Genomic DNA, 24,639 nt, shown 5'->3' on the forward strand with positions numbered 1-24,639 from the left:
CCATGAACAACGACAAGCGGCTGATCGAAGTGGCCTTCCCGCTCAAGCAGACCTCGATCGACTCGGTGCACGAGAAGAACGTGCGCCATGGACACATCTCCACCCTGCACATCTGGCCGGCACGTCGCCCCCTGGCGGCCAGCCGCGCGGCATTGATCGCCACCCTGCTGCCCGACCCGGGCGACAAGGACAAGCGCGACGAGCTCCTCAAGCGGCTGGGCGGCACGCTCAACAAGACGCTCAAGAAGAAGAAGATGCCCAGCGGACGCATCGAATACATCGAGGCTTGGGAGACCGACGGGGGCGTCCTGCGCTGGGGGCGCGAGGTTGGCCCGGATATGGACTGGTTCCGGGACGAAATCCGGCGGGTCTACGGTGGCCGTCAGCCCAAGGTGTTGGACCCGTTCTCTGGCGGCGGCGCCATACCGTTGGAAGCCATGCGCCTGGGCTGTGACGTCACGGCGGCCGACATCAATCCGGTCGCATGGTTAGTGCTCCGTTGCACTTTGGAGTATCCGCAGCGCCACGCGAACTTCAATCGACCGCTGCCTGCGTTTGTCGCTGCTGACGAGACGTTCATGACTGCCTATCTAAAGGCGAAAGACATGACGCCGGCGCAGATCAAGCGCCATCTCCGGGATGCAAAGGCCAAGCAAGCAGTCCTGCCGCCGGTCAGCGTGATGGAAACGGTGGAATGTGGCGAGAACCTGAGCTTCCTGGAACATGCAGAGGTCGACACCAATCTCATGCAGGCCGGCTTGGCCTGGCATGTCCGTGCCTGGGGGCGCTGGATCCTCGATAGTGCGCGCGAAGATCTCGCGAAGCTGTATCCGACCTACGCCGAGTACTGCTCAGTCAAACCCTATCGGCGCGTGCATCTTGATGTAGATGAGCCGCTGAAGCGGGTGCCGCTCAACGACGCGGGCCAGCACCGAGTCGAGGTGCTGAACGTAGGGTTCGATGTCGCGTATCTCGACAACCCGACGAATCCACGCTGGGTGGCCAAACCCACGGTCGCCTATCTTTGGGCACGTACGGTCAACTGCAAGGCGTGCCGGGCTGAGGTGCCCCTGCTGAAAACACGTTGGCTCGCCAAGAAGGACAACAAGCGCGTGCTATTGACCATGCGGCCGCGTGGGGATCGCAGTGGGGTGGAGTTCGGAATCGACACCGACGCCAAGACCCAGGGTGGCAACGCGGCGCAGCGGCGGGAGTACGATAAGAAACTCAGCGCTGGAACGATGAGCCGCTCGGGGGCCACTTGCCCCTGCTGCGGCACCATCATGACGATGGAGGATCTTAGACTCGCCGGGCGCACCGATCGGCTCGGCGCCTTCATCACGGCTGTCGTAGTCGACGGAATGGCAGGGAAGGAATACCGCCTGCCGACGGCAGATGAAGTCGAGGTCGCACGTTCTGCCAGCACGCAGCTCGAACAGGTGTACGCCGAGGTGCCGTTTGGATTGCCCACCGAGCGGTTGGCCGGCGCAGATGCACTGGGCTTCCGCGTTCCCCTCTACGGCCTCGATTGCTGGCACAAGATCTATAGCCCGCGGCAACTGGTCGCCCTTGGTTGTTTCGTCAAGGCCATCAGGCAAGCCCGCCAGGAGTTGGCCAAGTCAGGCTATGACGCGGCAGAGGTCGAAGCGCTCTCCGCATACTTGCAATGCGGCTTCGACCGCATGCTTGACTTCAACTCCAGCATCCTGGCTTGGATCACCAGCGTGGAGGCGATTGGTCACACCTTTGTGCGGTTTGCGCTTCCGATGAACTGGGATTTCAGCGAGGCAGCACCTATCAATGATGTTCGCGGCGGATGGTGGATGTGTCTGAACGCCGTCGGCGAGTCAATTGAGACGATCTTGCGCGCTGCGAACTCGGTGGCACCGGTACCGAAGGTACTCAACCAGAGTGCCATCGAATGCCCCGAGGTGGGCGCTTTCGATGTGATCGTTACCGACCCTCCGTATTACGACGCCATCCCGTACTCCGATTTGATGGACTACTTCTACGTCTGGGACCGGCGCCAGCTGGCAGACGTCTCAGATGCCTATCGACTGGCCTTTGACTCTCCTTTGGGTCCGAAGTGGCGCAATGACACGAATGACGGTGAACTGATCGACGACTCGTCACGCTTTGGCGGCAACCGTGAGGCGTCGAAGCGCAACTATGAGGAAGGTATGGCGCGGTCCTTCAAGGCTTGCTACACAGCGCTGCGCCCCGAAGGCCGACTGGTCATCGTGTTTGCGCACAAGCAGCCCGATGCCTGGGAAACGCTGGTGTCCGCCATCATCAAGGCTGGCTTTGTCGTCGATGGATCGTGGCCCATCCAGACCGAGCAGGCGGCGCGCATGCGCGCACAAGGCTCAGCTGCACTGGCGTCGTCGGTTTGGCTGGTCTGCAAGAAGCGCGACTCGCTTGCGCGCGCCGGTTGGGACACCCAGGTGCTCAAGGAGATGGAGGCCAGCATCACGACCAAGCTCCGCGACTTCTGGGACGCCGGCATCCGCGGGCCCGACTTCATCTGGGCCGCCACCGGTCCGGCGCTGGAGTCGTACAGCCGCTATCCGGCGGTGAAGAAGGCGTCCGAGCCTGGCGCTTTGATGTCGGTCACGGACTTCCTGGGCCACGTGCGGCGCATCGTGGTCGATTTCGTCGTCGGCCGAGTGCTGTCGCATGGTCAGGGAGAGCCTACGCCCGGAGACCATCCGCTGGACGATGTGACAACCTACTACCTGTTGCACCGCAATGACTTCGGCCTGAAAGAGGCGCCGGCCGGGCCTTGCATCCTCTACGCGGTGTCTTGTGGTCTGTCCGAGCGTGAACTCACCGACCAGTACGAGCTGCTCGTGCGCAGCGGCAGCGCGGCAGCGACAGAAGACGAGGAAGACGCTAACGACGAAGAGGACGGCGATGCGGATGAATCCCCATCTTCGGGCGGTGGTGGCAAGTACAAGCTTCGGGACTGGCGTGCTCGCAAGCACCGCTCGCTTGGGATGGAAACGGCCAGCGGCCGCGTGATTCCGCTGATCGACCAAGTGCACAAGCTGATGCAGCTCTGGGTGGCGGGCGACGTCGTCAAGGTCAACGAGTTTCTGGACAGCCGCGCGTTGCGTCGCAGCCAGGTGTTCGTACAGCTGATTCAGGCATTGATCGAGAAGAGCCGCGCCGAGGGCTGCACGGAAGAGTGCTCGATCCAGGAGCGCTTGCAGAACTATCTGCGCTCGGTCGGTAGTACGGCTCAAGCCCCGCTCGGGTTGGAATAAGAACAAGGAGAATCATCGATGGCCAAGCCCACCACGAAGCCCTGGCATCAGGTCGTGCAGTTGCGCGACGACATCACCAACCAGGATCTGTCGCAGAAGCAGTTTGCTGCGGACCTGTACGACGTCGTGATGAACCGCAACCCCGGCGTGTATCACGACGCCCAGGAGTTCTTCGCTCTCACCTACCCCACGGTCAAGCTGCGCGACCTGGCGCGGGACGTCACGCACCGCCTGTCGGGGAAGTCAGAGAAGGCGGTCCGCCAGCTGCATATGACCTTCGGCGGCGGCAAGACGCATTCGCTCATCACCCTTGTGCATCTAGTACGTGATCCGGCGAACCTGCCTGACATCCCGGCCGTAGCCCAATTCAAGGCGCACTGCTCGCTGGAAGCTGGGCTTCCAAAGGCGCGCGTTGCGTCGGTGGTGTTTGACCGGTTGGATGCCGAAAAGGGCATGGAGGTGGCCTCGCCCGATGGTACCGAAGCCACCTTCAAGATGCCCTGGAGCGCGATCGCCTGGCAGCTCGCAGGCCAGGCTGGTCTGAAGCTGCTCAAGGACGACGGTACCGAGCGCACGAGCCCACCTGCCACCGGCGTAATGGAAGACCTGCTGCAACTGGCTCGGAAGGACGGCTCGGGCGTGCTGATCCTCTTCGACGAGGTCTTGTGGTTCGTTCGCGTGATGGCCGACATCGATCGCGCATGGATCGGCCGTATGCGCGAGTTCTTGCACAGCCTTACCCAGGCTGTCGCAAAGGTGCCCCAGTGCTGCCTGGTGGCCTCACTGCTGGCTTCCGACACGAACAAGATGGACGAGCTTGGCAAACAGATCAGCAAGGATCTCTACGACGAGTTCAAGCGTCTGGCCGACGAGGGCATTCAGCCGGTGGAGAGTCAGGATGTGCCAGAAATACTGCGCCGCCGATTGCTCAAGCTCGAAAGCTACACCGACCGCTCCCAGTGGCCGAGCCAGGTGTTCGGCGCGTTGAACGGCGTGCAAGCCGTTGATGACTACACATCCAAAAACCGCACCGCCGAAGAGAAGCGCTACTCCGACTCCTACCCGTTTCACCCGGCGCTGATCGAAACGCTGTACCAGAAGTGGACACAATTGGAGGGATTCCAGCAGACGCGCGGAATCTTGAAAACACTGGCATCAGCCTTGCGCGACGCAGTCAAGTGGGACCAGATGCCGATTATCGGCGCGCAAGTGTTCCTGGTCGACCCAAGTGTCGAAGGCCTGGGTGTGGCAGCACGGGAGATGGCGAGCATTGCCCAACTGGAACAGTACGAAGGACGGCGCCAGAACTGGACCGCCATTCTCGAGGCAGAACTTGGGCACGCTCGCAAGGCTCAGGAGGCTCTGCTGGGCGTCCAGAACCGCGAGATCGAACAGGCGGTGATGGCGACCTTCTTGCACTCGCAGCCGATCGGACAGCGGGCAACGAGTCGTGACCTGAAGATGCTGGTGGGAGTCGGTTCTCCAGATCGCATCGAACTGGACAAGGGCCTCGCACGCTGGTCCGATGCGTCCTGGTACCTGGACGACACCTTCACTTTGGACCGTGAAGGCGGCTTGCCCAAGGTCTGGCGACTGGGTTCGAAGCCGAACCTCAAACAGATGCACCACGATGCCCGCCAGAGCGTGAGCGTAACGCTGGTCGACGAGGTGTTGGAGAAAGAAATTCGCGGCGCGGGCAAGCTGACCGAGGGCGCACGCGGCGCTGGAGCAAAGGTGCATGTTCTTCCGGCAAGGCCGGCGGATATCGAGGACGACGGTGAGTTCCACTACGCCGTTCTGGGCCCGAAGGCAGCTTCCAGCGGCAAGCCGAGTGCTGAAGCGAAGCGCTACGTCGACGAGACCACAACCCCAGAGAAGCCCCGCGCTCAGAACCGCAACGCCGTGGTGCTTGCCGTGCCTTCGAAAGACGGCATGGACGTTGCCCGCGAGAAAGTGCGGGATCTGCTCGGATGGGAGAAGGTTCGGGAGATGCTGAAGGAGCGCAGTGATATAGACACTGCCGCCACGACGCGCCTGGAAGGCAATCTGCGCGCCGCACGTGGCGAGATGGTGTCGCAGATCGTCATGGCGTATAGCATTGCCGTGACAGTCAATGACGCCAATGATGTGGCCGCTTACCGCATCAACGTGGACAACGACCCCCTGTTCCCAAAGATGGTGGCCGACAAGCGCCTGCGGATCGAAAGCTCCGCTGTCAATGCGGAGGCGCTATTGCCCAGCGGTCCGTTCGATTTGTGGAGTACGGGCGACAAGGCACGCTTCGTGAAGGATCTGGTGGGCGCTTTTGCAGCAACAGCCAGGCTGCCGAAAATGCTGAACCGATCGGCGATTCTGGAGACCCTGCTTCAGGGCTGTGAGGCCGGCGAATTCGTGCTGCGCGTGACGCGTGCGGACAAGTCCACACGCACGTTCTGGAAGAATCGCCCTGACGACACGGCGATGCAGGATAGCAGCCTCGAAGTCGTTCTCTCGGATGCCGCCACGCTCACCGAGATGGACCCTCAACTCATGGCGCCCGGCAAACTGCCGACGCTGTGGGAGAAGGAGCCGATCACGCTATCCGATCTTGGCGTGTACTTTTCGGGCAAGCACTTCGTTGCAGTCGACAAGGGGGGCTACACAGAGAACCTGCTGATCCCAGCCGCGACACCGCAGGCGATTGCCGACGCCACGGCCAGCGCGGTGAAGAGCGGTCGCGTGTGGCTGGTCAACGGAATGATCAGTGTGCTGTCCGAAGACGTGCCGCCAGGATTTGTCAACGAGTCCGCGCAGCTGTTCTCCCCGCCGCCTCCGGTTCTCAGCGTCGATGTTCTGCCAGCTCAGCTCGCCGCTGCATGGCAAGAGGATGAGAGCAACGCACACCTGATCCACGCTGCGCTGTCGTCAAAAGCTGGGAAGCCATTGCCCTGGTCACGGGTCGCGCATGCCTTGGACGAGGCTTTCCGGCTCGGTCTCATCGAGCGCACCTTGGACTCCGGAGCATGGCCTTGCGACCTGGGAGGAGCGTCGGCTGTCAAGGTTCGCGTACGCAAGAGCGAAGCCAAACAGTCTCCGCCAAGCAAACACTACGGATCAAAGGTCGCCAGTGCCGAGCTTCAAACCCATGAGGTGCAGGACTTTGCTGACAACATCGACGCGCTGCGCGAGGCGACTGCTGGTCAGCCTTTGCGCATACGCGTGACATTGGAAATCGGTGAAGAAGGCCAGGTCGATCAAGCCGTCGTGGACAAGGTGAACGGAATCCTTGGGCAGATCAAGGCGGGCTGGAAGGCAGAGTAGTCTTCTCAGGGGAACCGTGCTTATCCGGTTAGCACCCAAAACATGCGGCTCACCCCACGTGATGGCCGATTTTGCGGAAAACGCTCGCAGCGCGGCCATGCATGAGGTCGCAAACAGGGGCACCGCCCCACTTTCGGCCTAAAAACAGGCCACCGTTTCTGAGTTGGGTGCTAACCGGATAAGCATGAGGGGAACATCGGCACGAGACAATGCAATGCTAGCCGCTCATTTGCATCCACCGGTCTTACCGAACTTGACAAATTATACCTAGGTCGATATGGTACTACGACTGTTTGTTCATGATGATGCGGAAGATGATCTGTAAGCGTCCAGCCCCTCCACCTGTAAAACCCGCGAGAAAAGGAGCAACCTCCGGGTTTTCGACAGGAGGAAGAGATGGACAAGGCTGGGGAACTGGAAGCGCAGTGGCGGGGGCATGTGGACGCCTGGCGGGCGAGCGGCGGCAGCCAGAAGGCGTACTGTGAGCAGCACGGGCTGAGAAGCCATTCGCTCAGTTACTGGCACCTGCGCTTGGCGAAGGGTCCAGGACCGAGCGGAGCGAGAGTCCCACTGACCCTGGTTCCTGCAGTGAGGGTTCCCAGTGCCGCGGCCTCAACGCCGAGCCTGTCACTCCATAGCCCGCAGGGCTGGCGACTCGACTTTGCCGCGCTGCCACCGGCCGAGTGGTTGACGGCCCTGTGGGGAGGGCGCGCATGAACGCGCCGCTCGGAGCGGCGCCGGAGCGCATCTGGCTTGCCGTCGAAGCGGTGGACATGCGCCTGGGCATTGATGGCCTGTCGGCCCGCATCCAGGCCAGTCTCGGGCGCAGCCCCTGTGACGGCACCACCTACGCCTTCACCAACCGGCGGCGCAGCCGGCTCAAACTGCTGGTCTGGGACGGCACGGGCGTCTGGCTGTCGCAACGCCGGCTGCACCGCGGCTACTTCACCTGGCCGAGCGCCAGCGACCCGGTTTTCGCCCTCACTGCAGCGCAATGGCGTTGGCTGACTGCCGGCGTAGACTGGCAACGCCGGGACGCGCCAGCACCCGCCCACTGGCAGGTCTAGGCATGCGCCGTCTTGTCATAAAAGCACGCAAAATCCGTGACTTCCACGCCTTTCTGAGCATCTTGATGGTATAATTCGTCATGGATTTAGCCAGCGAACTTGCCCCCTTCTCACCCTCGCCGGAACTGCTGTTCTGGGCCGAGAATCGGGTCGGTGGGCTGCTCGAACAGGTCAAGACCAGCGCCACGGAGATTCACTGGCGCGATGCCAAGATCGAGAAGCTGACCCTCGAACTGGCCTATTTGCGGCGGATGAAATTCGGCGTCAAGAGCGAGTCCCTGGCTGCCGCCGCACGGGACCTCTTCGACGAAACCCTCGCTGCCGACCTGGCCGCCTGTGAAGCCAGCCTGGCCGAACAGCGCCAGGCGGCCGAAATGGGACCGCACCAGCTGCCCCCCGAGAAACCCAAACGCGACCGCGCCGGTCGCCAGCCCTTGCCCGAGCAACTGCCGCGTGTCGAGCACCTGCACGAGCCCGAAACCTGCACCTGTGGGCAATGTGGTCAGGCCCTGGTGCGGATCGGTGAGGACGTGACCGAGAAGCTCAGCATCGTCCCTGCCGAGTTCTTCGTCGAGCGCCACCTCTATCCCAAGTACGCCTGCCGGCCCTGCGAGACCCTCATCGCCGCACCGGCCATCGCTTCGGTCATCGATGGCGGTCTGGCGGCACCGGCCTTGCTGGCCTGGGTGATGGTCAGCAAGTACGCCGATCACCTGCCACTTTATCGTCTCGAACGGCAGGCCGCTCGCTCGGGGGTGACCCTGTCGCGTTCGACGCTGGCCGACTGGGTCGGCCGTACCGGCGTCGCCTTGGAACCGCTCTGGCTGCGCCTCGCCGAACTGCTCCGCCAGGGCACGGTGCTGCATGCCGATGAAACCCCGGTGCAGCAACTCGATCCGGGCAATGGAAAGACCAAGCGGGCCTATCTCTGGGCTTATCGCAGCAATGCCTTGGCAAGCGACCCGCCGATCGTCGTCTTCGACTACCAGCCCGGCCGGGGTGGGAAGTATGTGGCGGAGTTCCTCCGGGACTGGCAAGGCGCGCTGATGGTCGATGAATTCGCCGGCTACCAGGCCCTGTTTCGCGGCGAGGTGATCGAACTCGCCTGTCTGGCCCATGCCCGGCGGAAGTTCTTCGATCTCCATCAGGCGAATGGGAGCCCGATCGCGGCCGAGGCCCTGCGCCGTATCGGCGAGTTGTATGCCATCGAGGACGCGGTGAAGGGGGAGACGGTCGAGGAACGGGCCCGACGACGAAAGGAAACCAGCCAGCCGCTGCTCGAAGCCCTGCACCTATGGCTCCAGAACACCCGCCGATCGGTGGCCGACGGCGGTGCTCTGGCCAAGGCGATCGACTACAGTCTGCGGCGCTGGCCGGCCTTTGCCCGTTATGCCACGAACGGTTTCTACCCGATCGACAACAACCCCGTCGAGAATGCCATTCGCCCGATCGCCATCGGCAAGAAGAACTGGCTGTTCGCTGGTTCCGAGGCGGCCGGCCAACGCGCCGCGGCGATTCAATCGCTGCTCGAAACCGCGCGCGCGAACGGTATCGAGCCCATGGCCTGGCTTACCGACACCCTCGAGAAACTCCCCTCCTGGCCGAACAGCCGCATCGACGAGTTGCTGCCGCTCAAAAAGCCACTGTGATCCGGCGCGCCCTGGGGTGGGTGCGCTGAACGCTTACGATGATCTGAACGCGCTGTGGGATGAGGCGCCAGAGACTGCTGCCCGGATCACGGTCTTGCTTGAGGAACTCGAAGGCAACCAGGATCTGCTGGACCGACTGACGCAGCATGACTTTGGCGCGTACGGGTCGCGCGACTTTCACGTCAGCAAGTGGATTGAGCAATGGAGGAAAGGGAAAGACCTATGGCGTTTGAAAGTCTGGGAACTGGAGAAAACAGGCGTCAGGTACCGGATTGTTTACGCGTTCGTTCCAGGCAAGGGGCAATACCATGTGCTGGGCATCGTACCGAGGGAATTCAACTATGAAGCTGACCATGAACTCAGTCGTCGCATCCTCACAGCGTACGAAAACCTTTGAAAAGCTGGTTGCGGCGCCAGGAGTGGCTTGCGAGGCTACTTCTGTTGCACAACCGTGTGCTATCTTTCGATTTGAAGATCGCGCCAATCCGAGGGTTGACACGCCCTCCAAACACACAGCGATCAACGATCTTGTCGGTACGTGGAGCAAGAGCGAGAAGCGGCGTGCCGCGCTCGAACAAGCCCGCCAATGGGTCGCTGACTCGTTCCATGGCGACGATGGTGATACGGTTCGTACACTTCGGCTTCGCAAAGGATGGTCGCAGGCGCAACTGGCAGCCACCCTTGGAACAAGTCAGTCGCACGTCGCACGCATCGAGCGCGGCACTGAGAATCTGTCGATTGAAACATGTCGTCGCCTGTGCGTCTCTTTGGGCATCAACATGAACACTCTCGACGAGGCACTTCGCCGCCAAGAGACTCTGGCTGCCAGTAAGGCTACGTAATGGACCGTCAGATCCAGACAGTTTTCTGCGACGATATTCGCCACGAATTAGGCGGAAAGCTTTCCTATATTGGCGTTTATAGCGGCATGCTATTCGTGCCAATTTTCCCTGCAACACTATCAAAGCTTTGTCTGGCGATGAATGTCCTTACGCCTGCTGACAAGCCATTTGCGAAGCTTACCGTGAGGCTCCTGAAGGACGAAGATGTGCTGGTTGAAGGCACATTGGACGATGCACAATTGTCGGCAGCTGTAGACTTGCCCACAGATGATGCAATGGCCAAGGACCGGATTCTTGCCCTTCAATCCATCATCGTGTTTTCTCCCTTTGTCCTTGAAGGCCCTTGTACCCTTCGAGTGCGGGCTGAAACCGAAGAAGGCGAACTGCGTGGGCTTGGGTTGCGGGTTGAACAGGCGCCGGCGGAAATGGTGATTCAGCAGTAGCACTGCTACGTTGTATTTTGCTGCGCTACTTTTCGCCGGGACACCCGCGCCGCCTGCCCCGATCAGATCGACGAAGTCTGCCGCCTCCATCTCAGCACATCCTTCACTGCCTTGGCAACTTCATCGACTCTCAACGGAAGCGCCAAGATCGGTCAATCGGTTCCACGGCTGACCACTCACTGCCCACCCCCGAACACCTTCAACCTCACGAATGCCCCAGCGAGCAGCGCCATCACCAGCCCGGTGACCAGCATCCTCACGATCGTCAGTCCCGCCCTCTTCTTCGCCTCGTTGAACGCGTCGAGCAGACTGCGCAGTTCGCTGATGTCGCGTGCGGCCTCGGGCCCATCGAGTCCGACCTCCGACGGACCTTCCTGGAGCCCTTAATGTAAGTCGTTGATTAATTGTAAGAAATCATAAAGTCGGCGGAAATGTAGGCATGTACATGTGATAATAGTGCTTCACAAACAATGCGATATATGCTTTTATTGTCGGCATGTACATCGCCCGCGTCCCCAACCGAAAATCCCGGCCCGCCATCCTGCTCCGCGAGTCCTATCGTGAGGGCGGCAAAGTCTGCACGCGGACGATTGCCAACCTGACGAACTGGCCACCGGAGCGGATCGTCGCCATGGAACGTCTGGTGAAGGGCGAATTCGACGACTGGTCGGGAGAGATGACCAGCGGCGAGATCTTTGGGGTGGTGTTTGCGCTCAAGCAGTTGGCTGATCAGGTGGGCATCACGCGGGTATTAGGCAGTGCGGCGGAAAGCAGGCTCAACCTGTTTCTCATTCTCGCACGCATCGCGCATGGTGGGTCGCGGTTGTCGGCGGTGCGCTGGGCGAAACAGCACACGGTGGCCGATGTGTTGGCGCTGGAGGCGTTCGATGAGGACGACCTCTATGCCGCGCTGGACTGGCTGGCGAGCCAGCAGGAGCGTATCGAGCGGGAACTGTACCAGGCCTACGTCAAGGAGCAGGGCCAACCACCGGTCCTGGTGCTCTACGACGTCACCTCCAGCTATTTCGAAGGAGAATGCAACGAGCTGGGGCAATACGGCTACAACCGCGACGGCAAGCGAGGCAAGCAGCAAATCGTCATCGGTTTATTGACCGCCGAGGACGGCGAGCCCCTCGCTGTGCGCGTCTTCGAAGGTAACACCGCGGACCCGATGACGGTGGCCAGTCAGATCACGATTCTCAAAGAGCAATTCGGCATGGCCGAGGTGGTGATGGTGGGCGACCGGGGAATGATTAAGGCCAAGGGGAAAGCCGCGCTGTCGGCACAGGGCTTCCGTTATATCACGGCCTTGACTGACGCCCAGATACGCACCTTCCTCAAGGAGGGCGTGCTGCAGACGGATCTGTTCGATGCGCATCTGTGCGAGGTGGAGCACGACGATAAGCGCCTGATCGTGCGCCGGAACGAAACCGTGCGGGTGCGCGAGGGGCGGCGACGAGAGGACAAGTTGGCCCAGTTGCAGGCGAAGATCGCCGACCGTAACGCCTTCGTCAAGAACTCCAGGCGCGCCAACGCGGCAATCGGCCTGGCCGCCTTGCAGCGCTGGGCCAAACGCCACAAACTCGCCGCGTTTGTCACCCTCGCGCTGAACGAACGCGTCATTGTCTGCACCATCGACCAGGAGGCTAAAGCGCAGGACGCCCTGCTCGACGGCTGCTATCTCCTGGAAACCGATGTGCCGCAAGGTTTGATGGATGCGAAGACGGTCGATGCGCGTTATCGCGACCTGCAGAAAGTCGAGCGCAATTTCCGAGCGGTCAAAACCACCTTCCTGGAAATTCGCCCGATCTTCCTGCGCAAGGCCGAGCGTACCAAGGCACATGTCTTCGTGGCGATGCTCGCCTTGAAGATCACGCGGCGGTTTGAAGCCGATCTGCACCGCACCTTCGGCAGCACCGAAGACGACCCCGCCGCCATTACTCCGGACGACGCCCTGGTGGCCCTCGGACGATTGACCTATCTCTACAGCACCGACCGCAACGGTCAGCGTCACACGCATCTGCCACGCCCGGACGATCAACAGGCCAAAATCCTCGACGCCATCGGCCTGCCCTTCCCGCTCAAGGCCAAAGCCGACAAGCGCGGCGTCTAGGCAGACGCCGCTTTTACGGCATTGGCTATTTTTTAACAAAAACCGATAGTTAAAGCGTAGTTGCGTCTACTAGCTAGGGGAAGATCCGTCCGACAGTGCATGGCGAGCGCCTCGCTGATCCGTCATCTCTCCGAAACCTCCAAGGATTGCGCTTATGACCTTCTCGCACCCGTATACTCAACCGAGGAGAAACGGAGACGTGGGCGCCGCGCTACCGCCTTTCTCGCCTCTGACTACGCCAAGATGGTCACCGACGATGTGATGTAGATGGGCTGCAGCTATCACAGCCTGGGCTAATTGCGGCCCGAAGCGAACGTTCGAAGGAACTTGGGGGTCCGATTCCTTCCAGACCTACCAAAATTCTTTTTTCGCCCACGAAAGGAAGTAAAGATGTTTGAAAACTATGCAGACCTCGAAGAAATTCTTGAGGATCGACGCAACGATTCAACAGACGCAATCGAAAGTGCGGAACGACAAGGCCCAGGGAGCCCCGTTTGTTTGGACAGAGCATCCCCCTCGGACAGTGGAGCCCTGCCGGTTGCGATCGATTGACCAGCCTCTCTCACTGCCCACCCCCGAACACCTTCAGCTTCGCAAACGCCCCGGCGAGCAGCGCCAACACCAGCCCGGTAACCAGCATCCGCACGATCGTCAGCCCCGCCGTCTTCTTCGCCTCGTTGAACGCATGGAGCAGACTGCGCAGTTCGCTGATGTCGCGTGCCGCTTCCGGCCCATCGAGTCCGACCTCCGACAGCGCATGCCGCGCGCCACGCTCGGCCGCTCGCTCCAACATCGCCTCGAACTCGTCCTGCGGCAGCGTGACCAAGGGTGACCGCTTGAATTCAGCCGCGCCGCCTACGCCAGACTTACGACGCGGTCCACTCTGTGCTCTGCAACCGCTGGTTCGCGACCACGGCCGTCCCCGAGTACGTTACCCGCGCCACCCGCCACTTGGACCCAGCCTGATCGTAGTGGGCGTTGCTCTTGCGCACGCCGACGATGGCATTGGCCCCGATGCCAAGCCCCTGGCGAGCGAGAGCGAGCAGCGCCTGTTTCTCCGCCAGGCGGTACTCCCAATCTGATGCGGCCTCGGTATCCGACAGTGCTTCCACGTAACCCAGGGTCCGTACCGTCCTGCCGCCAGGAACCGCGCTGGTGGTGACGAGCAGGATCTGGCTTTGGACCGTGGCGAGTTCGCGCTCCACTTCCTCCAGCCGCCGGGTCGTGGTCGCTTTCGACCGGCGACTCCAGCGGAACATCACGACCCCGATCAGCAGCAGACCGAGTACTGGCAAGAACCAGAAGACGGCACTTGTCTGAGTAGCAGCGGCGATTGGCATGGGTATCTCCAGAGACTTTTCAATCCAGCATCGCACAGGTCGCCAAAAATGCAATACCTCGGCTTGGGCCCGCGGCCCTTGGCAATCGGAACACCTTCCCTGCAGGCCGCAGACCGAAATGCACCATCGCTGGCGACATTTCCAGCACCGCAACCCGACCACTCCGATAGAGTCCGGCCATGCCGATTCGCCGTCTCAATCTCCGTGGCCTTGAGCTACCTCTGATCCTCTGGGTCGTCGCCGCGCACCTCGCCTTCAGCCGCGCGTATCTGGTCGCCTTCAATCTCACCGAAAGCCTCCCCGGCACGCTCTTCCTGATTCAAAAGGGCACCCTGCCAAACCGCGGCGATCTCGTGGCCTTCCGCTGGCAGGCCAACTGGCCCTATCCGCAGGGCAGCCTCTTCGTCAAGCGTTTGATCGGTATGCCCGGCTCGATCGTCAGTGCCCGCGACCGCGATTTCTTCGTCGATGGCGACCCGGTCGGCCGTGCCAAGGAAAGGGCCAGGACTGGGGAAGCTCTTGAAATCGGCGCCGTCGGCATGATCCCCGAGGCGCACTACTACGTCGCCGGCGAACATCCCGACAGCCTCGACTCTCGCTATCGGCTGACCGGCTGGGTCGCACGACAGCAGATCGTCGGCACGGCCCACCGGATCTTCTGAGGGACGAACGGCCGGGCACCGGGGATGCGACACGAGCAGGCGGCACGGGTCTTCGCGCAACGATCGAAGCGCCTGTGGATCGCCGTCGTCCAACAGGCGATCGACGATGCCATGGGTCGGGCCAGTTTCGCACCCGGCTCGCCCGAGGAGATCCGAAGGATCCAGCGCGAGGCGCTGAGCTGGATCTTTCATGACCGTTCGCCGGTTGCCAACTCCTTCCACTCGCTCTGCGACCTCCTCGACATCGACCCAGACCGGGCTCGCGAGCACCTGCGGCAGGATCCTGCGATTCGCCGCGGGCTTGCCAGTGCGCAACGCCAGCGCAGCGGGGAAGGGGGCTGACCGGTGTTCGGGTTTCTCAAGAGGACGATTCGCCCCGAAACGTCAAAGCAGGCGCTCGCCACCAGCCTCCCGGTGATCACCCCTGCAGAACCTCTCCTCGACGACGAGATTCCGCGCTACCCCCCGTTCATGAAAGGCCTGCCGGCCACCCATCCGGACAAGCTCATCGAGACGCAGCGCGAACTGATCGGCCAGATTCGTGAAACCGGCGTCGCCACGCCGGAGATCTTCGAGCAGTTCCATCTCGCGGCCCTGCGCCGCTTCGCGTCCTATGCGCACCTCCTGCCCGCCAGCCAGACGCATCATCACCGCGGGGCCGGCGGGCTGCTGCGTCACGCGGTAGAAGTCGCCCTGTGGTCGCTGCAGTCTGGCGATCGCGTGCTGCTGCCCGGGGAGCAGACCCCACGCAGACGCCGCGAACTCGAGCCGCGCTGGCACCTGGCGGTCTTCCTGGCAGCGCTTTGTCACGACCTGGGCAAGCCGGTGACCGACCTCGTCGTCACCAGCCGCGAAGGTGCAGAGGTCTGGAACCCCTTCGTCGAGGATCTCCACGCCTGGGCGACCAGGAATCATGTCGATCGCTACTTCCTGCACTGGCGCGACCAGCGCGGTAGGAAGCACCAGGCCGTTTCCGCCCTCATCGCCGAACGCATCATCGGAGCGCAGGGCCTCGCCTGGATCGCGGCGGGGGACACCGAACTCGTGTTGTGGATGATGGAAACCATCAACGGCTCATCCAGCGCCGAGAACCCGATGCACGATCTCGTCGTCCGATCGGACCAGGTCAGCGTCGAGCGGGACCTGCGCAGTCTCGGCGTCGCGTTCACCGGCTACGAGATCGGCCTGCCGGTCGAGCGCTTCCTGCTCGACCTCATGCGCCGGCTGGTCCGCGAGGGGACGTGGGCCATCAATTGCCCGGGGGCGCGCCTGTGGTGCATCGACGGGCAGCTTTATCTGGTCTGGCCGGCCGCCGGCGAGGAACTCGCCGCCCTCATCCATCAGGAACAGATCCCCGGCCTGCCGAGAACCCCGGACAGCCTGCTCGAGATGCTCGTCGACCGGAGCCTGGCCTGTATCCGGGCAGATCGCGGCGAAGGAGAGCGCTACTGGCTGATCGCCCCGGCGGTGCTGACCGAGAAGATCCCGAACCTCCGCCTGACGGCGATCCGGCTGCGTGACCCGGCTTTGCTAAGCGAGCCGCCACCGCCTTCGATTCCCGGGAGGCTACTCGTTGACGAGGACCCGGCAACGAAGGCGCCTGCCGTTCCGGTTCAGTCTGGCACGGTGTCTGAGCCGCTTCTTCCAGCAACGCCGGGTGGACCGCCCGATCCGGATGGGAAGCCCCAGGGGTCGCCCGACCGGCAGCCTCCGGCGCAGCAGGCCGGTCACCTCGATGGCGCGGTCGGCGAGGCGCTGCAGGCGCTCGCCCGGGATCTCCAGTCCGGCAAACGATTCGCTGCCACGCTGACCCAGGTCGACCCCGCCGGCGTCGTCTGCCTCAAATGGCCGGACGCATTCAATGGTTGCGGTCTGGAGAGCAAGGCGATCCTCGACGAATTGTCGCACCATGACTGGCTGGCGGTCGATCCGCTGTCGCCCTTTCGCAAGGTGACCGAGATCGAGGTCGAGGGCGGCGAGAGGTGGCGGGTCATTCGTCTTCAGCCCGCAGTCAGCCGGCTGATGGCGATCGGACAGCCCGTGCACCCGGTCGGACCGACGCCAACCGCCGAACCCACTGAACGGCCACTGCAGCTGCGTCCAGTGCCGCGCGAGACCGATGGTGCTGGCACAGACGAACGGCTGGCGCTGATCCGGAGGATCGTCGCCATCTTGCGGGAAGCGATCCAGGAGGGCCTGCTGACGCCGGAACCGGACGGCCCCTTCGTGTGGCTTCCCTCGCGGAAGGCCGAGTCGCTGTTGATCGAGCGACTGCAACTGGAGAGAACGAAGATCCTGCGCTTGGGTGCCGTCGTCCCGGACGTCTTCCTCTGCCAGACCCGCAACAAGGTGCACTGCTATCGAATTCCGGCCGCTCCCTTTGGCGATGGCGGCGGCAGCCACCGACCGTAGCAGCGTCGAAGCCGGGGTCCGTCGATGCACCGAAATGCGCCCGCGAGCTGCGCATTTCGGCCGCCAGCGCGCGCAGCGACAGACCAGAATCGATCCCCATGTCGACGCTTCTTCCCCTCCTCGCATTGCTCCTGGTCGGCTGGATGCCGGCCGTCCGTGGCGATGAACTCGGCGTCGTCGGCCCGACCTGGGAGATTGCCGAACCCGACCTGCTGGCGGTCATCGAGTCGCGTCTGAAGCGCATGGCGCAGACCGGCGAACTCGCCCGGAAGCAGCGCGAGCACCGTAATCGCGTCGTCTCTGCCGTCGAGAAGCCGCGACCGGTCGCCGGTCTGCGGACGACAGTGACGCCGCGCCGTTTCTTCCTGGATCCAACGTGGGTTCTCGATCGCGACATCCGGACTGCCGACGGGGCGCTCCTGTTCGCCCGCGGCCAGAGGGTCAATCCCCTCGATCACGTTGCCCTGCGCGAACGCCTGGTCCTTTTCGATGGCCGTGATCGGCGGCAAGTCACCCTGGCGCGACAGATGCTGCAGCGTGGCGGTGCGAAGCCGATCCTGGTCGCCGGCGAGCCCCTGCGACTGATGCGCTCGTGGCAGCGCCGGGTCTTCTACGATCAGGGCGGAAGCCTGACGCGGCGCCTCGGCATTCGGCAGGTGCCGGCCGTGGTCAGTCAGGATGGCAAGCGGCTGCGGATCGATGAAATCCGTCCGTGAGCTCGCGCTCGGCCTGCTGCTCCTTTGCCTCGGCGGTCCCGGCTTCGTCTCGGCGACGCCGACCTGCACCGGTCGCTTCGCCAACCCGATCACCGACATCTGCTGGCGCTGCATGCTGCCGATCCGGTTCGGCGGCGCGACCCTGTTGTCGAAGGGGCAGGAAGACACGCCAAATCCCGGCGGCTCGCCGATCTGCACCTGTCCGTCGAAGCGGCGTATCGGCTTCAAGGTGAGCTTCTGGGAACCGGTGCGGCGGGTCGATGTCGTTCGTCGCCCGTTCTGCCTGACCAGCCTCGGCGGGCTTGAACTCGATCCCGGCTTCGACGCGCCGCGCGGCTCCCGTTTCAGCCAGGACAGCACCTCGACCGCTTCCTTCTATCACGCGCACTGGTATGTCGATCCGGTCCTCATCTGGATCGGAGCGATCTTCGACAATGCCTGCCTGGAGCAGGGCGGCTTCGATGTCGCCTATCTCACCGAACTCGACCCGCTGTGGCACGACGACGAGCTGACCTTCCTGCTCAATCCCGAGGTCGCGCTGTTCGGCAATCTGCCGGCGCGCGCCGCCTGTGCCGCCGACTGCGTGGCGGCCAGCGCCGGCTTCCCGCTCAACAGCCTGTTCTGGTGTGCCGGTTGCCAGGGCAGTCTCTATCCCCTCAACGGCAATGTCCAGGCGCACATCGGCGGCGTCGAGGCATCGAGTCTGGAAATGACCCGCCTGATTGCCAAGATGCACCGCGAAGGGCTGATGTGGGCCGCTGCCGGCGAGGACGGCCTCTGTGGCTACTACCCGCAGCCGATCATGGACAAGACCGGCTACAAATACCACATGCTTTATCCGGTTCCCCAGACCGCGCGTATTGACGGCAAGTGCTGCCAGCCGCTCGGGCGATCGACGATCCGCTGGGGCGCCGGACGGGAGTTTCCGTTCGAGGGTGAGGATTTTGCGTACATGGTTTTCCGCAAGCGCAACTGTTGTCAGGGGGCGTTCTGAGGCCATGAGCAAGTCCTTGGTGCGGGCCAGTTTCCGGGCCATGTTCCTGGCGACGGCCTGGGGTCTGACGCTGACGCCGGCATTCGCTCAGGTCGCGCCAGTCCCGCAGGCCGAACTCCAGTCGGCTCGCGAGCGAATGGCTGCCACGCTGAAGGCCATCGATGGGGCAGGGACTTCGAGCCTTTCGGTGGTGCCCGAGCTGCGAAAGCTGCCGCAGCCGGCAGCGAGCGCTCCCGACCTGGCTGCGCTCGCGCAGGCACACCGCCCGTCCGTGCCGGGCGGGAATTCGGCGAACCCGGACGTTCCCGAGCTGATGGTGTTCGTCTCCTTCTCGCTGCCGCGCGAAACCCTGCAGCGCATCGTCCACCAATCCGAGCGATCGGGTGCCGTGCTGGTCCTGCGCGGTCTCAAGGGCCACTCGCTAACGCAAACGGGCGAGGAAATCGCGCGGCTCGTCGGCGAGCGGAACGTCACGGTCCTCATTCACCCGCCAGCCTTCCAGCAGTTCCAGGTACGGCAGGTCCCTTCTCTGGTACTGGCCCGGTCGGGATCGGCGGCAAAGATCGACGAAGACGGTTGCGCACCGGCAGCGAGCTTCATCCGGATCGACGGCGACGTCGGTCAGGACTACGCGCTCGATCTGATCGAGCGCCAGGCGCCGGCGTGGGCGGACATCGCGCGTCGCCATGCGGCCCGGCTTGAGGGACCGCGGCCATGAACTGCCGGCCCGGGCTGCTCCTGGCGCTGCTGGTGGCGAGCCGTGTGTGGGCGCAAGGCGACGATCCGGCGAACGCCTTCGCCGACGGCAAGGCACTGGGTGCCGGTTCGCTCGATTCCTCCTTCCAGGGCATTGGCCGCGGCACGGCCGCTGCCATCGTGCCTGGGTTCGCTGCGACCGCCCCGCAGTCGCAGTACTTCCAAGCTGGCCAGGGGCAGTTGGCGGGACCGGGTGTTGCCAGGGTCACGGCGTGCGCCACCCTGCCGCCCGAGGTCGATGCCTATCGCCGGCAGGAGTGTGAAGCGGTCAATTTCGTGGCGCGGAATCCGTCGCTGCGGCCGGCCTTCTCGATCGATCGCGCCAACGAGCCTCTGATCAGTCGTGCCACTGCCGTGGCCCGCCATCCGACCATGGCCCCGACCGGGGTGACGGCCGGCAGTGGTGCCGAGGACTGCCGGATGGTGACCGAGACGACGCCGGCGTCAGTCACGCGGGAAACCTGCAGTGACTACCGTCCCGTGACCAGCCAGTCCTGCACGACCGGGCGGCGGATCCAGGTCGATCGGCATCACCGCTATCAATGTGTCGAGCGAATGCCAGACGACTGCGCGGCGATCGAGGCGACCGAAGGGTGTGTCCTGGTCGGTTCGACCTGTGACAGCACCGCTGTCGACGGGTCCTGCAAACAAGCGACGCGAACCTACCGGTGCACCAACGTGACGGTCTCGACCAGCCCGGTGGTGGCACTCGACACGTCCTACACCATCGCCTCGAACACCCTCGACACCAGCGCCTGCACGTCGCTGGCGCAAAGCAGCGACTGCGTCCATGCGGTGCAGACCTGCATCGATGACACACCCTGCAAGACGATCAACGGCCTGCAGGTCTGCCTGAACACCGTTTCGCCGCTGCCAGCAGGCGCGCAAAGCGCCGGGGACTCCTGCTGGGCGTGGTCGGAGGACTACACCTGCGCCGCGACCGCGCTGAGCCATGACTGCCAGAAACTGATCGACCGCGGATGCACCCCGGTCGCCAGTGACTGTCTCGACCGTGCGGCCTCGGGTGCTTGCGAGATGAGTGAGCGCACCTACGCCTGTCAGACCTCGCCGGCCACGGAGACTCGGCGCAGGGTGTGCGATCAGAGATCGTTCTGTCCGGGTGGCACGGGTTGCTTCGATACCAGTCATCCGGCCGATGAGGATTTCGGTCGGGTCGTCGCGACGCTGGAAGCAGCCCGCGAAGCCGGCGTGTACGGGGCGGATCAGAGGCTGTTCACGGGCGTTGCGGAACAGTGCCGGAAAAAGCTCTTCGGTGTGGTCAACTGCTGCCGGAAGGGCGGCGGCAGCACGGCCAAGAGCAACAACGCGGTGATGTCGGCGGCGATTCAGGGCGCTTCTGCGGGTGGCCAGCTCGCCGTCAATGCGGGTAGCAAGTACCTGTTCGATTTCATGTATCCGCAGTACGCCGGCTACGTCGAGGCCGGTATGCAGGCGATGATCTCGTCGGAGGTGCTGTTCACCCCGACGAACTTCCAGCCGTCGTTCAGCTTCTACGGTCTGACCCTGTCCACGGGGACGATGAGCACCGGCCTGCTCGGGGGACCGATCTATTCGCTCGGAACCGTGGGTCCCTTCAATTTCTACTTCGACCCGTACTCGCTGGCGATCGCCGTGGCCATGCAACTGATCTCGGAGCTTCTCTCGTGCCAGGAGGCCGAGAAGCTGCTGGCGATGCACCGCGAGGCCAATCTCTGCGTTCCGGTGGGTTCGTTCTGCTCGCGGCGTGTGCCGATCATCAGGACCTGCATCGAACAGACGCAATCGTACTGCTGCTTCAACTCCCGCTTGGCGCGGATCATCAACGAGCAGGGCAGGGGACAGGTGGGCAAGGGATGGGGCAGTGGCAAGCGTCCGGACTGTTCGGGCTTCACCCCGGAGGAGTTCGAGCAGATCGACTTCTCGCGCATCGACCTGAGCGAGTTCATTGCCGAGGTGGTGGCGAGCGTGCGCGTGCCCAGTGCTTCGGCGATCGGCCAGAACGTGCAAAGCACCGTTCAGCAGCGCGTCGAGAGTTATTACCGGCGATGAAGCGACGCGCAACCGGACTCGCCATGGCGCTTGGCTGCGCTGTCCTGCTGGGCAGCGGCGATCTGGCTGCTGCGGACTTGAAGGCGCATCTGCTCGCGGCGCTCGATTCGCCCGAAGGTCGCTCCGATGGGGATCTGAGCGGCCCGATGGCGGAGTTTTTCCAGGCACAGACACGATCCTCGGCGGCGGTGCGGGTTCAGGTCAGAACGCTGACGAAGTTTGCCCAGGTGGGTTGTGCTCGCCTGCAGGCGACTCTGCTGCAGGATGATGTGCCGACAAGAGAGGGCCAGCGAGTTCCGTTCGCCGTTCGCTACGAGCTGAATCTGTGTCGTGACGGGCAACCGCCGAGTGAAGGAGTCGATCTGGAGGCGGCGGCGCGGGGGCTTTCTGGTGGATCGCCGGCGCAACGATAACAGGCACGGCTCTCAATTAGGATCTCGTCGAGACCCTTGTTGGTTGGTCAGTTACGGGTAAAAATTGGAACACCAGTCGCGCATCGTTGAGGTGCAGCGACGCTGCAGGCGCTTACGTTTCTGGTGTGTCGATCAATTGCCTCGCAGCCATGGGGCACACTGCTGAGCATCGTTTTAGAACCCCAAAAGCATAAAAGGATTTCCGCAACCCTGTGCCCCCTCGACGTAGGTACTGGGTTCCAGATGCCTCGAATCGCCAACGTTTGCGGAAATTAAACGTGTGCAACGAATTGAATAAAAAACGAGTATCCGAAAGACTCGAAATCAGGCGTAGGTGTGAGCCTACCGCGGGTTCGAATCCCGCCCTCTCCGCCAGGATACCAGACCTAAACTGTCTGCACCAAAAACGAACACCCCGCTCAACGCCTTGTTTTGCGGGGTTTTTCGTGTAAACCTCCTGACCTCGCCTACGCCACAAATGTCATATCTGCGCTCTTGAGAGCCATTTCTCTCGAAACCTCCTGACTTCGAAAATTTAGTACGGTTTTTTCAAGTGGTTGTTTTGAAGTGACTTTTCGATGGGCTTGGGCGGGTTTCGCGTTGGCGTGTGCTTTGGTTTCGTGAGGTACGCCATCGCGAAATTTCCGGTTGGTGATGCGCCGAAATGGCCAATAGCGTTCCACTCCGCTTCACCTGGCACATGATTTGGGTCGTCCCGGCTACAGGCATCGGCATCGAACTTCACGGCGTCGCAGCCGCCGCCAATTTGGGCGACAGCCCTTTCAACAGATCCAGAACCACCTGTCCGAGGCCCTCCAAGTCGAGGCTGATGCTCACCTTGTCTGTGCTGACGGTGACGCGCCTCACCATCGTCTGAACCAGATCGTGGCGAACGTCGAACACAAGCATGTCCCATACAGCGTCGATGTTGGCCAGCATGGCAAGCACGGCGGCCCCCTCGTAGCGCGGGTGCTGCTGTACCGATTCGGGCAAATTTCCCAGCCAGGATGCTGGCGCTCGAAGCTGGCCTCTCAGGTATTCGATGATCACTGCCTCCAGTTCACCCGCGGGGCAGCGCGGAAGTCCGGAGGCGGCAGCGCCTTCTGCGATCTTGCTCTGGGGGACGTAGTAGGCGTAGCTACGGCCGTTGCGCACGCTGGAACGCCACGGCGAGTAGGCACGGCCGTCGGAGCCAAACACCAGCCCCTTGAGCAGGAAGTCTTGGTGTTTGTCCGACGCACGTTTTTTCGGACGGCGCCGGTCATCGAGCAAGGCATGGGCGCTTCCCCATAGGTCGGCCGCAACGATCGGCTCGTGGGCGCCGACATGCCACTTGTCGCCAGACTTCATTTCACCGATCAGCGTTCGGTTGTTGAGCAGCTTGTACAGGTAGTTCTTGTCGAGCGGCCGTCCGCCTCGCGCCCTGCCCGTCTTTGTCGTCCACGACTTGGTAGTCACGCCTTGTTCGCCGAGTTCCTGGAGCAGGTCGGTGATCGATCCCACAGCCACGAAGCGCTCGAAGATGTGCCGCACCACCCGTGCCTCATCCTCGTTGACCAACAACTGCTGGCCGCGGGCCTCGTAGCCCATCGGCGGCACGCTGCCCGTCCACATCCCCTGGCGCCGCGTGGCGCGGATCTTGTCGCGGATGCGCTCGCCCGTGTTCTCCCGCTCAAATTGGGCAAAGGTCATCAGAGCGTTGATCGCCAGGCGACCGGCGGCGTCGTGGCTGTTGAGGTGCTGCGTGACGGAAACCAAGGTGACGTGGTGGCGCTCGAACATTTCCATCAGTCTAGCGAAGTGCGCCATGCTACGGCCCAGACGGTCGAGTTTGCAGACCACGACCATGTCAATCCGGCCGGCTTCGATGTCGGCGAGCATCTGCTGCAGCGCCGGGCGATCGAACGTGCTACCGGAAAAGCCTGGGTCGTCGTAAGAAACGGATATCGGCAGCCAAGTCAGGTGGTGCCGGCTGGCGATGTAGGCGTAACAGGCCTCCTGCTGAGCGTTGATGGAAGTGAACGCCGGGTCGGTCTCGCCTTCGCGGGAGGTGCGTGTGTAGACCGCACAGCGCAACGGGAATGGTGGCGACGAGGGGTCGACGTGGGTTGCCATCCCTCGATCATCTCAGGGATCGCTGTCGTTGGTCGAGCAGTCACAGTTCGCCAGTTCCTGCAGCTCGTCTTACTTGGGTACCAGTCATGGGTTCGGCAAGATTTTCCAGACACCTACCAGTAAGTATCTGTCCAGAAATAACTTGTACAACTTATACGAGTAGGCGACGATCTCGTCATGAGTAATGACGAGCTAGTTGAAACGATCCGTAAGAAGTTCGAGCGCGTGTCCACGGTTTTGGATGAGCGGGGGCGTCGTGTGTGGGCGTTGGCGGAAGCGAGGCGCTCGGTTACGGCGGACAAAGCATCGTCGCTAAAGCCACGGGGCTATCGCGAATGACGCTGTATTCGGAAAAATGCGGTCATGCCCAGGACGACCCGGCGGGTTCTCGTAGACACGTCCGAAAAGCAGGGGGTGGACGCAAGAAGCTGATCGAGCACGAGCCGACATTGCTCTCGGCGCTGGAAAGATTGGTGGAACCGACCACCCGGGGAGACCTGAG

At 62.7% G+C, this 24,639-nt stretch carries 20 protein-coding genes and 2 pseudogenes; 18 read left to right on the forward strand and 4 right to left on the reverse strand.

The genetic code is table 11. The features are described from left to right. Positions 1 to 2: 2 nt before the first annotated feature. The 8 genes from E4Q08_RS14235 (at position 3) to E4Q08_RS14270 (ending at position 10,567) form a co-directional block, all read left to right on the forward strand. Positions 3 to 3,266: a DUF1156 domain-containing protein gene (locus E4Q08_RS14235; RefSeq protein ID WP_169070867.1), complete on the forward strand. Its 3,264-nt coding sequence runs from the start codon at positions 3 to 5 to the stop codon at positions 3,264 to 3,266. Between the two features lie 18 nt (positions 3,267 to 3,284). Beyond that, positions 3,285 to 6,566, forward strand: coding sequence for a DUF499 family protein (locus tag E4Q08_RS14240; protein WP_169070868.1), 3,282 nt, complete (start codon positions 3,285 to 3,287; stop codon positions 6,564 to 6,566). A gap of 396 nt (positions 6,567 to 6,962) precedes the next feature. Continuing rightward, positions 6,963 to 7,283, forward strand: a complete 321-nt coding sequence (gene tnpA / locus E4Q08_RS14245; protein ID WP_169070869.1) for an IS66 family insertion sequence element accessory protein TnpA — start codon at positions 6,963 to 6,965, stop codon at positions 7,281 to 7,283. Then, entirely contained in the window at positions 7,280 to 7,633 is a 354-nt protein-coding gene (gene tnpB / locus E4Q08_RS14250) for an IS66 family insertion sequence element accessory protein TnpB (protein ID WP_169070870.1), read from the forward strand. The genes tnpA and tnpB overlap by 4 nt, the downstream gene beginning before the upstream one ends. Before the next feature lie 80 nt (positions 7,634 to 7,713). Further along, positions 7,714 to 9,282: an IS66 family transposase gene (gene tnpC, locus E4Q08_RS14255; protein ID WP_169070871.1), complete on the forward strand. Its 1,569-nt coding sequence runs from the start codon at positions 7,714 to 7,716 to the stop codon at positions 9,280 to 9,282. A gap of 16 nt (positions 9,283 to 9,298) precedes the next feature. Further along, positions 9,299 to 9,679: a hypothetical protein gene (locus tag E4Q08_RS14260; protein WP_169070872.1), complete on the forward strand. Its 381-nt coding sequence runs from the start codon at positions 9,299 to 9,301 to the stop codon at positions 9,677 to 9,679. Further along, positions 9,624 to 10,124: a helix-turn-helix domain-containing protein gene (locus E4Q08_RS26180; protein ID WP_372703706.1), complete on the forward strand. Its 501-nt coding sequence runs from the start codon at positions 9,624 to 9,626 to the stop codon at positions 10,122 to 10,124. The genes E4Q08_RS14260 and E4Q08_RS26180 overlap by 56 nt, the downstream gene beginning before the upstream one ends. Further along, positions 10,124 to 10,567 carry a DUF6941 family protein gene (locus E4Q08_RS14270; protein WP_169070873.1) on the forward strand — a complete coding sequence of 148 codons (444 nt, stop codon included), beginning with the start codon at positions 10,124 to 10,126 and terminating at the stop codon, positions 10,565 to 10,567. Before E4Q08_RS26180 ends, E4Q08_RS14270 begins: the two co-directional genes overlap by 1 nt. A 176-nt stretch (positions 10,568 to 10,743) precedes the next feature. Here the strand turns inward: E4Q08_RS14270 and E4Q08_RS24860 are convergent. Further along, positions 10,744 to 10,917 (reverse strand): annotated as a pseudogene (locus E4Q08_RS24860) (DUF6127 family protein); the annotation flags it as partial. Positions 10,918 to 11,063: 146 nt separating this feature from the next. On the opposite strand from E4Q08_RS24860, the gene E4Q08_RS14275 reads away from it, so the two are divergent. Next, the gene (locus E4Q08_RS14275; protein ID WP_169070874.1) at positions 11,064 to 12,680 is read left to right on the forward strand and encodes an IS1634 family transposase; all 1,617 of its coding nucleotides are present in this window, start codon (positions 11,064 to 11,066) and stop codon (positions 12,678 to 12,680) included. Between the two features lie 562 nt (positions 12,681 to 13,242). Here E4Q08_RS14275 and E4Q08_RS14280 read toward each other — a convergent pair. Both E4Q08_RS14280 and E4Q08_RS14285 read right to left on the reverse strand, forming a co-directional pair. Further along, positions 13,243 to 13,473: a DUF6127 family protein gene (locus E4Q08_RS14280; protein ID WP_169070894.1), complete on the reverse strand. Its 231-nt coding sequence runs from the start codon at positions 13,471 to 13,473 to the stop codon at positions 13,243 to 13,245. Positions 13,474 to 13,546: 73 nt separating this feature from the next. Next, a complete protein-coding gene (locus tag E4Q08_RS14285; protein ID WP_169070875.1) occupies positions 13,547 to 14,020 on the reverse strand; it encodes a hypothetical protein in 474 nt (157 codons plus the stop codon). Positions 14,021 to 14,199: 179 nt separating this feature from the next. On the opposite strand from E4Q08_RS14285, the gene lepB reads away from it, so the two are divergent. The 8 genes from lepB (at position 14,200) to E4Q08_RS14325 (ending at position 22,022) form a co-directional block, all read left to right on the forward strand. Further along, positions 14,200 to 14,682 carry a signal peptidase I gene (gene lepB / locus E4Q08_RS14290; RefSeq protein WP_169070876.1) on the forward strand — a complete coding sequence of 161 codons (483 nt, stop codon included), beginning with the start codon at positions 14,200 to 14,202 and terminating at the stop codon, positions 14,680 to 14,682. Positions 14,683 to 14,706: 24 nt separating this feature from the next. Beyond that, a complete protein-coding gene (locus E4Q08_RS14295) occupies positions 14,707 to 15,024 on the forward strand; it encodes a hypothetical protein (protein ID WP_169070877.1) in 318 nt (105 codons plus the stop codon). A gap of 3 nt (positions 15,025 to 15,027) precedes the next feature. After that, positions 15,028 to 17,094: a MobH family relaxase gene (mobH, locus tag E4Q08_RS14300; protein WP_169070878.1), complete on the forward strand. Its 2,067-nt coding sequence runs from the start codon at positions 15,028 to 15,030 to the stop codon at positions 17,092 to 17,094. Between the two features lie 98 nt (positions 17,095 to 17,192). Continuing rightward, complete coding sequence (gene traW, locus E4Q08_RS14305) at positions 17,193 to 17,810, forward strand: type-F conjugative transfer system protein TraW (protein ID WP_169070879.1); 618 nt, start codon at positions 17,193 to 17,195, stop codon at positions 17,808 to 17,810. Further along, positions 17,794 to 18,804 (forward strand): conjugal transfer pilus assembly protein TraU, encoded by a 1,011-nt coding sequence (traU, locus tag E4Q08_RS14310; RefSeq protein WP_169070880.1) that lies wholly within the window; start codon positions 17,794 to 17,796, stop codon positions 18,802 to 18,804. Before traW ends, traU begins: the two co-directional genes overlap by 17 nt. A 4-nt stretch (positions 18,805 to 18,808) precedes the next feature. After that, a complete protein-coding gene (gene trbC / locus E4Q08_RS14315; protein WP_169070881.1) occupies positions 18,809 to 19,522 on the forward strand; it encodes a type-F conjugative transfer system pilin assembly protein TrbC in 714 nt (237 codons plus the stop codon). Then, positions 19,519 to 21,609, forward strand: a complete 2,091-nt coding sequence (locus E4Q08_RS14320; RefSeq protein ID WP_169070882.1) for a conjugal transfer protein TraN — start codon at positions 19,519 to 19,521, stop codon at positions 21,607 to 21,609. The genes trbC and E4Q08_RS14320 overlap by 4 nt, the downstream gene beginning before the upstream one ends. Beyond that, positions 21,606 to 22,022: a hypothetical protein gene (locus E4Q08_RS14325; protein WP_169070883.1), complete on the forward strand. Its 417-nt coding sequence runs from the start codon at positions 21,606 to 21,608 to the stop codon at positions 22,020 to 22,022. Before E4Q08_RS14320 ends, E4Q08_RS14325 begins: the two co-directional genes overlap by 4 nt. A gap of 741 nt (positions 22,023 to 22,763) precedes the next feature. Here the strand turns inward: E4Q08_RS14325 and E4Q08_RS14330 are convergent. Continuing rightward, entirely contained in the window at positions 22,764 to 24,137 is a 1,374-nt protein-coding gene (locus E4Q08_RS14330; protein WP_169070884.1) for a recombinase family protein, read from the reverse strand. Positions 24,138 to 24,314: 177 nt separating this feature from the next. Between E4Q08_RS14330 and E4Q08_RS26400 the strand changes: the two are divergent. Next, positions 24,315 to 24,639 (forward strand): annotated as a pseudogene (locus E4Q08_RS26400) (ISAzo13 family transposase); the annotation flags it as partial.

The sequence above is a fragment of the Candidatus Accumulibacter contiguus genome (assembly GCF_012940005.1).
Classification (GTDB): domain Bacteria; phylum Pseudomonadota; class Gammaproteobacteria; order Burkholderiales; family Rhodocyclaceae; genus Accumulibacter; species Accumulibacter contiguus.

What these genes read in the sequence shown, in the direction of transcription:
- E4Q08_RS14235 (WP_169070867.1), top strand. Translation starts at nt 3, where the DNA reads ATGAACAACGACAAGCGGCTGATCGAAGTGGCCTTCCCGCTCAAGCAG.
- E4Q08_RS14240 (WP_169070868.1), top strand. Translation starts at nt 3,285, where the DNA reads ATGGCCAAGCCCACCACGAAGCCCTGGCATCAGGTCGTGCAGTTGCGC.
- tnpA (WP_169070869.1), top strand. Translation starts at nt 6,963, where the DNA reads ATGGACAAGGCTGGGGAACTGGAAGCGCAGTGGCGGGGGCATGTGGAC.
- tnpB (WP_169070870.1), top strand. Translation starts at nt 7,280, where the DNA reads ATGAACGCGCCGCTCGGAGCGGCGCCGGAGCGCATCTGGCTTGCCGTC.
- tnpC (WP_169070871.1), top strand. Translation starts at nt 7,714, where the DNA reads ATGGATTTAGCCAGCGAACTTGCCCCCTTCTCACCCTCGCCGGAACTG.
- E4Q08_RS26180 (WP_372703706.1), top strand. Translation starts at nt 9,624, where the DNA reads ATGAAGCTGACCATGAACTCAGTCGTCGCATCCTCACAGCGTACGAAA.
- E4Q08_RS14270 (WP_169070873.1), top strand. Translation starts at nt 10,124, where the DNA reads ATGGACCGTCAGATCCAGACAGTTTTCTGCGACGATATTCGCCACGAA.
- E4Q08_RS14275 (WP_169070874.1), top strand. Translation starts at nt 11,064, where the DNA reads ATGTACATCGCCCGCGTCCCCAACCGAAAATCCCGGCCCGCCATCCTG.
- E4Q08_RS14280 (WP_169070894.1), bottom strand. Translation starts at nt 13,473, where the DNA reads ATGTTGGAGCGAGCGGCCGAGCGTGGCGCGCGGCATGCGCTGTCGGAG.
- E4Q08_RS14285 (WP_169070875.1), bottom strand. Translation starts at nt 14,020, where the DNA reads ATGCCAATCGCCGCTGCTACTCAGACAAGTGCCGTCTTCTGGTTCTTG.
- lepB (WP_169070876.1), top strand. Translation starts at nt 14,200, where the DNA reads ATGCCGATTCGCCGTCTCAATCTCCGTGGCCTTGAGCTACCTCTGATC.
- E4Q08_RS14295 (WP_169070877.1), top strand. Translation starts at nt 14,707, where the DNA reads ATGCGACACGAGCAGGCGGCACGGGTCTTCGCGCAACGATCGAAGCGC.
- traW (WP_169070879.1), top strand. Translation starts at nt 17,193, where the DNA reads ATGTCGACGCTTCTTCCCCTCCTCGCATTGCTCCTGGTCGGCTGGATG.
- traU (WP_169070880.1), top strand. Translation starts at nt 17,794, where the DNA reads ATGAAATCCGTCCGTGAGCTCGCGCTCGGCCTGCTGCTCCTTTGCCTC.
- trbC (WP_169070881.1), top strand. Translation starts at nt 18,809, where the DNA reads ATGAGCAAGTCCTTGGTGCGGGCCAGTTTCCGGGCCATGTTCCTGGCG.
- E4Q08_RS14320 (WP_169070882.1), top strand. Translation starts at nt 19,519, where the DNA reads ATGAACTGCCGGCCCGGGCTGCTCCTGGCGCTGCTGGTGGCGAGCCGT.
- E4Q08_RS14325 (WP_169070883.1), top strand. Translation starts at nt 21,606, where the DNA reads ATGAAGCGACGCGCAACCGGACTCGCCATGGCGCTTGGCTGCGCTGTC.
- E4Q08_RS14330 (WP_169070884.1), bottom strand. Translation starts at nt 24,137, where the DNA reads ATGGCAACCCACGTCGACCCCTCGTCGCCACCATTCCCGTTGCGCTGT.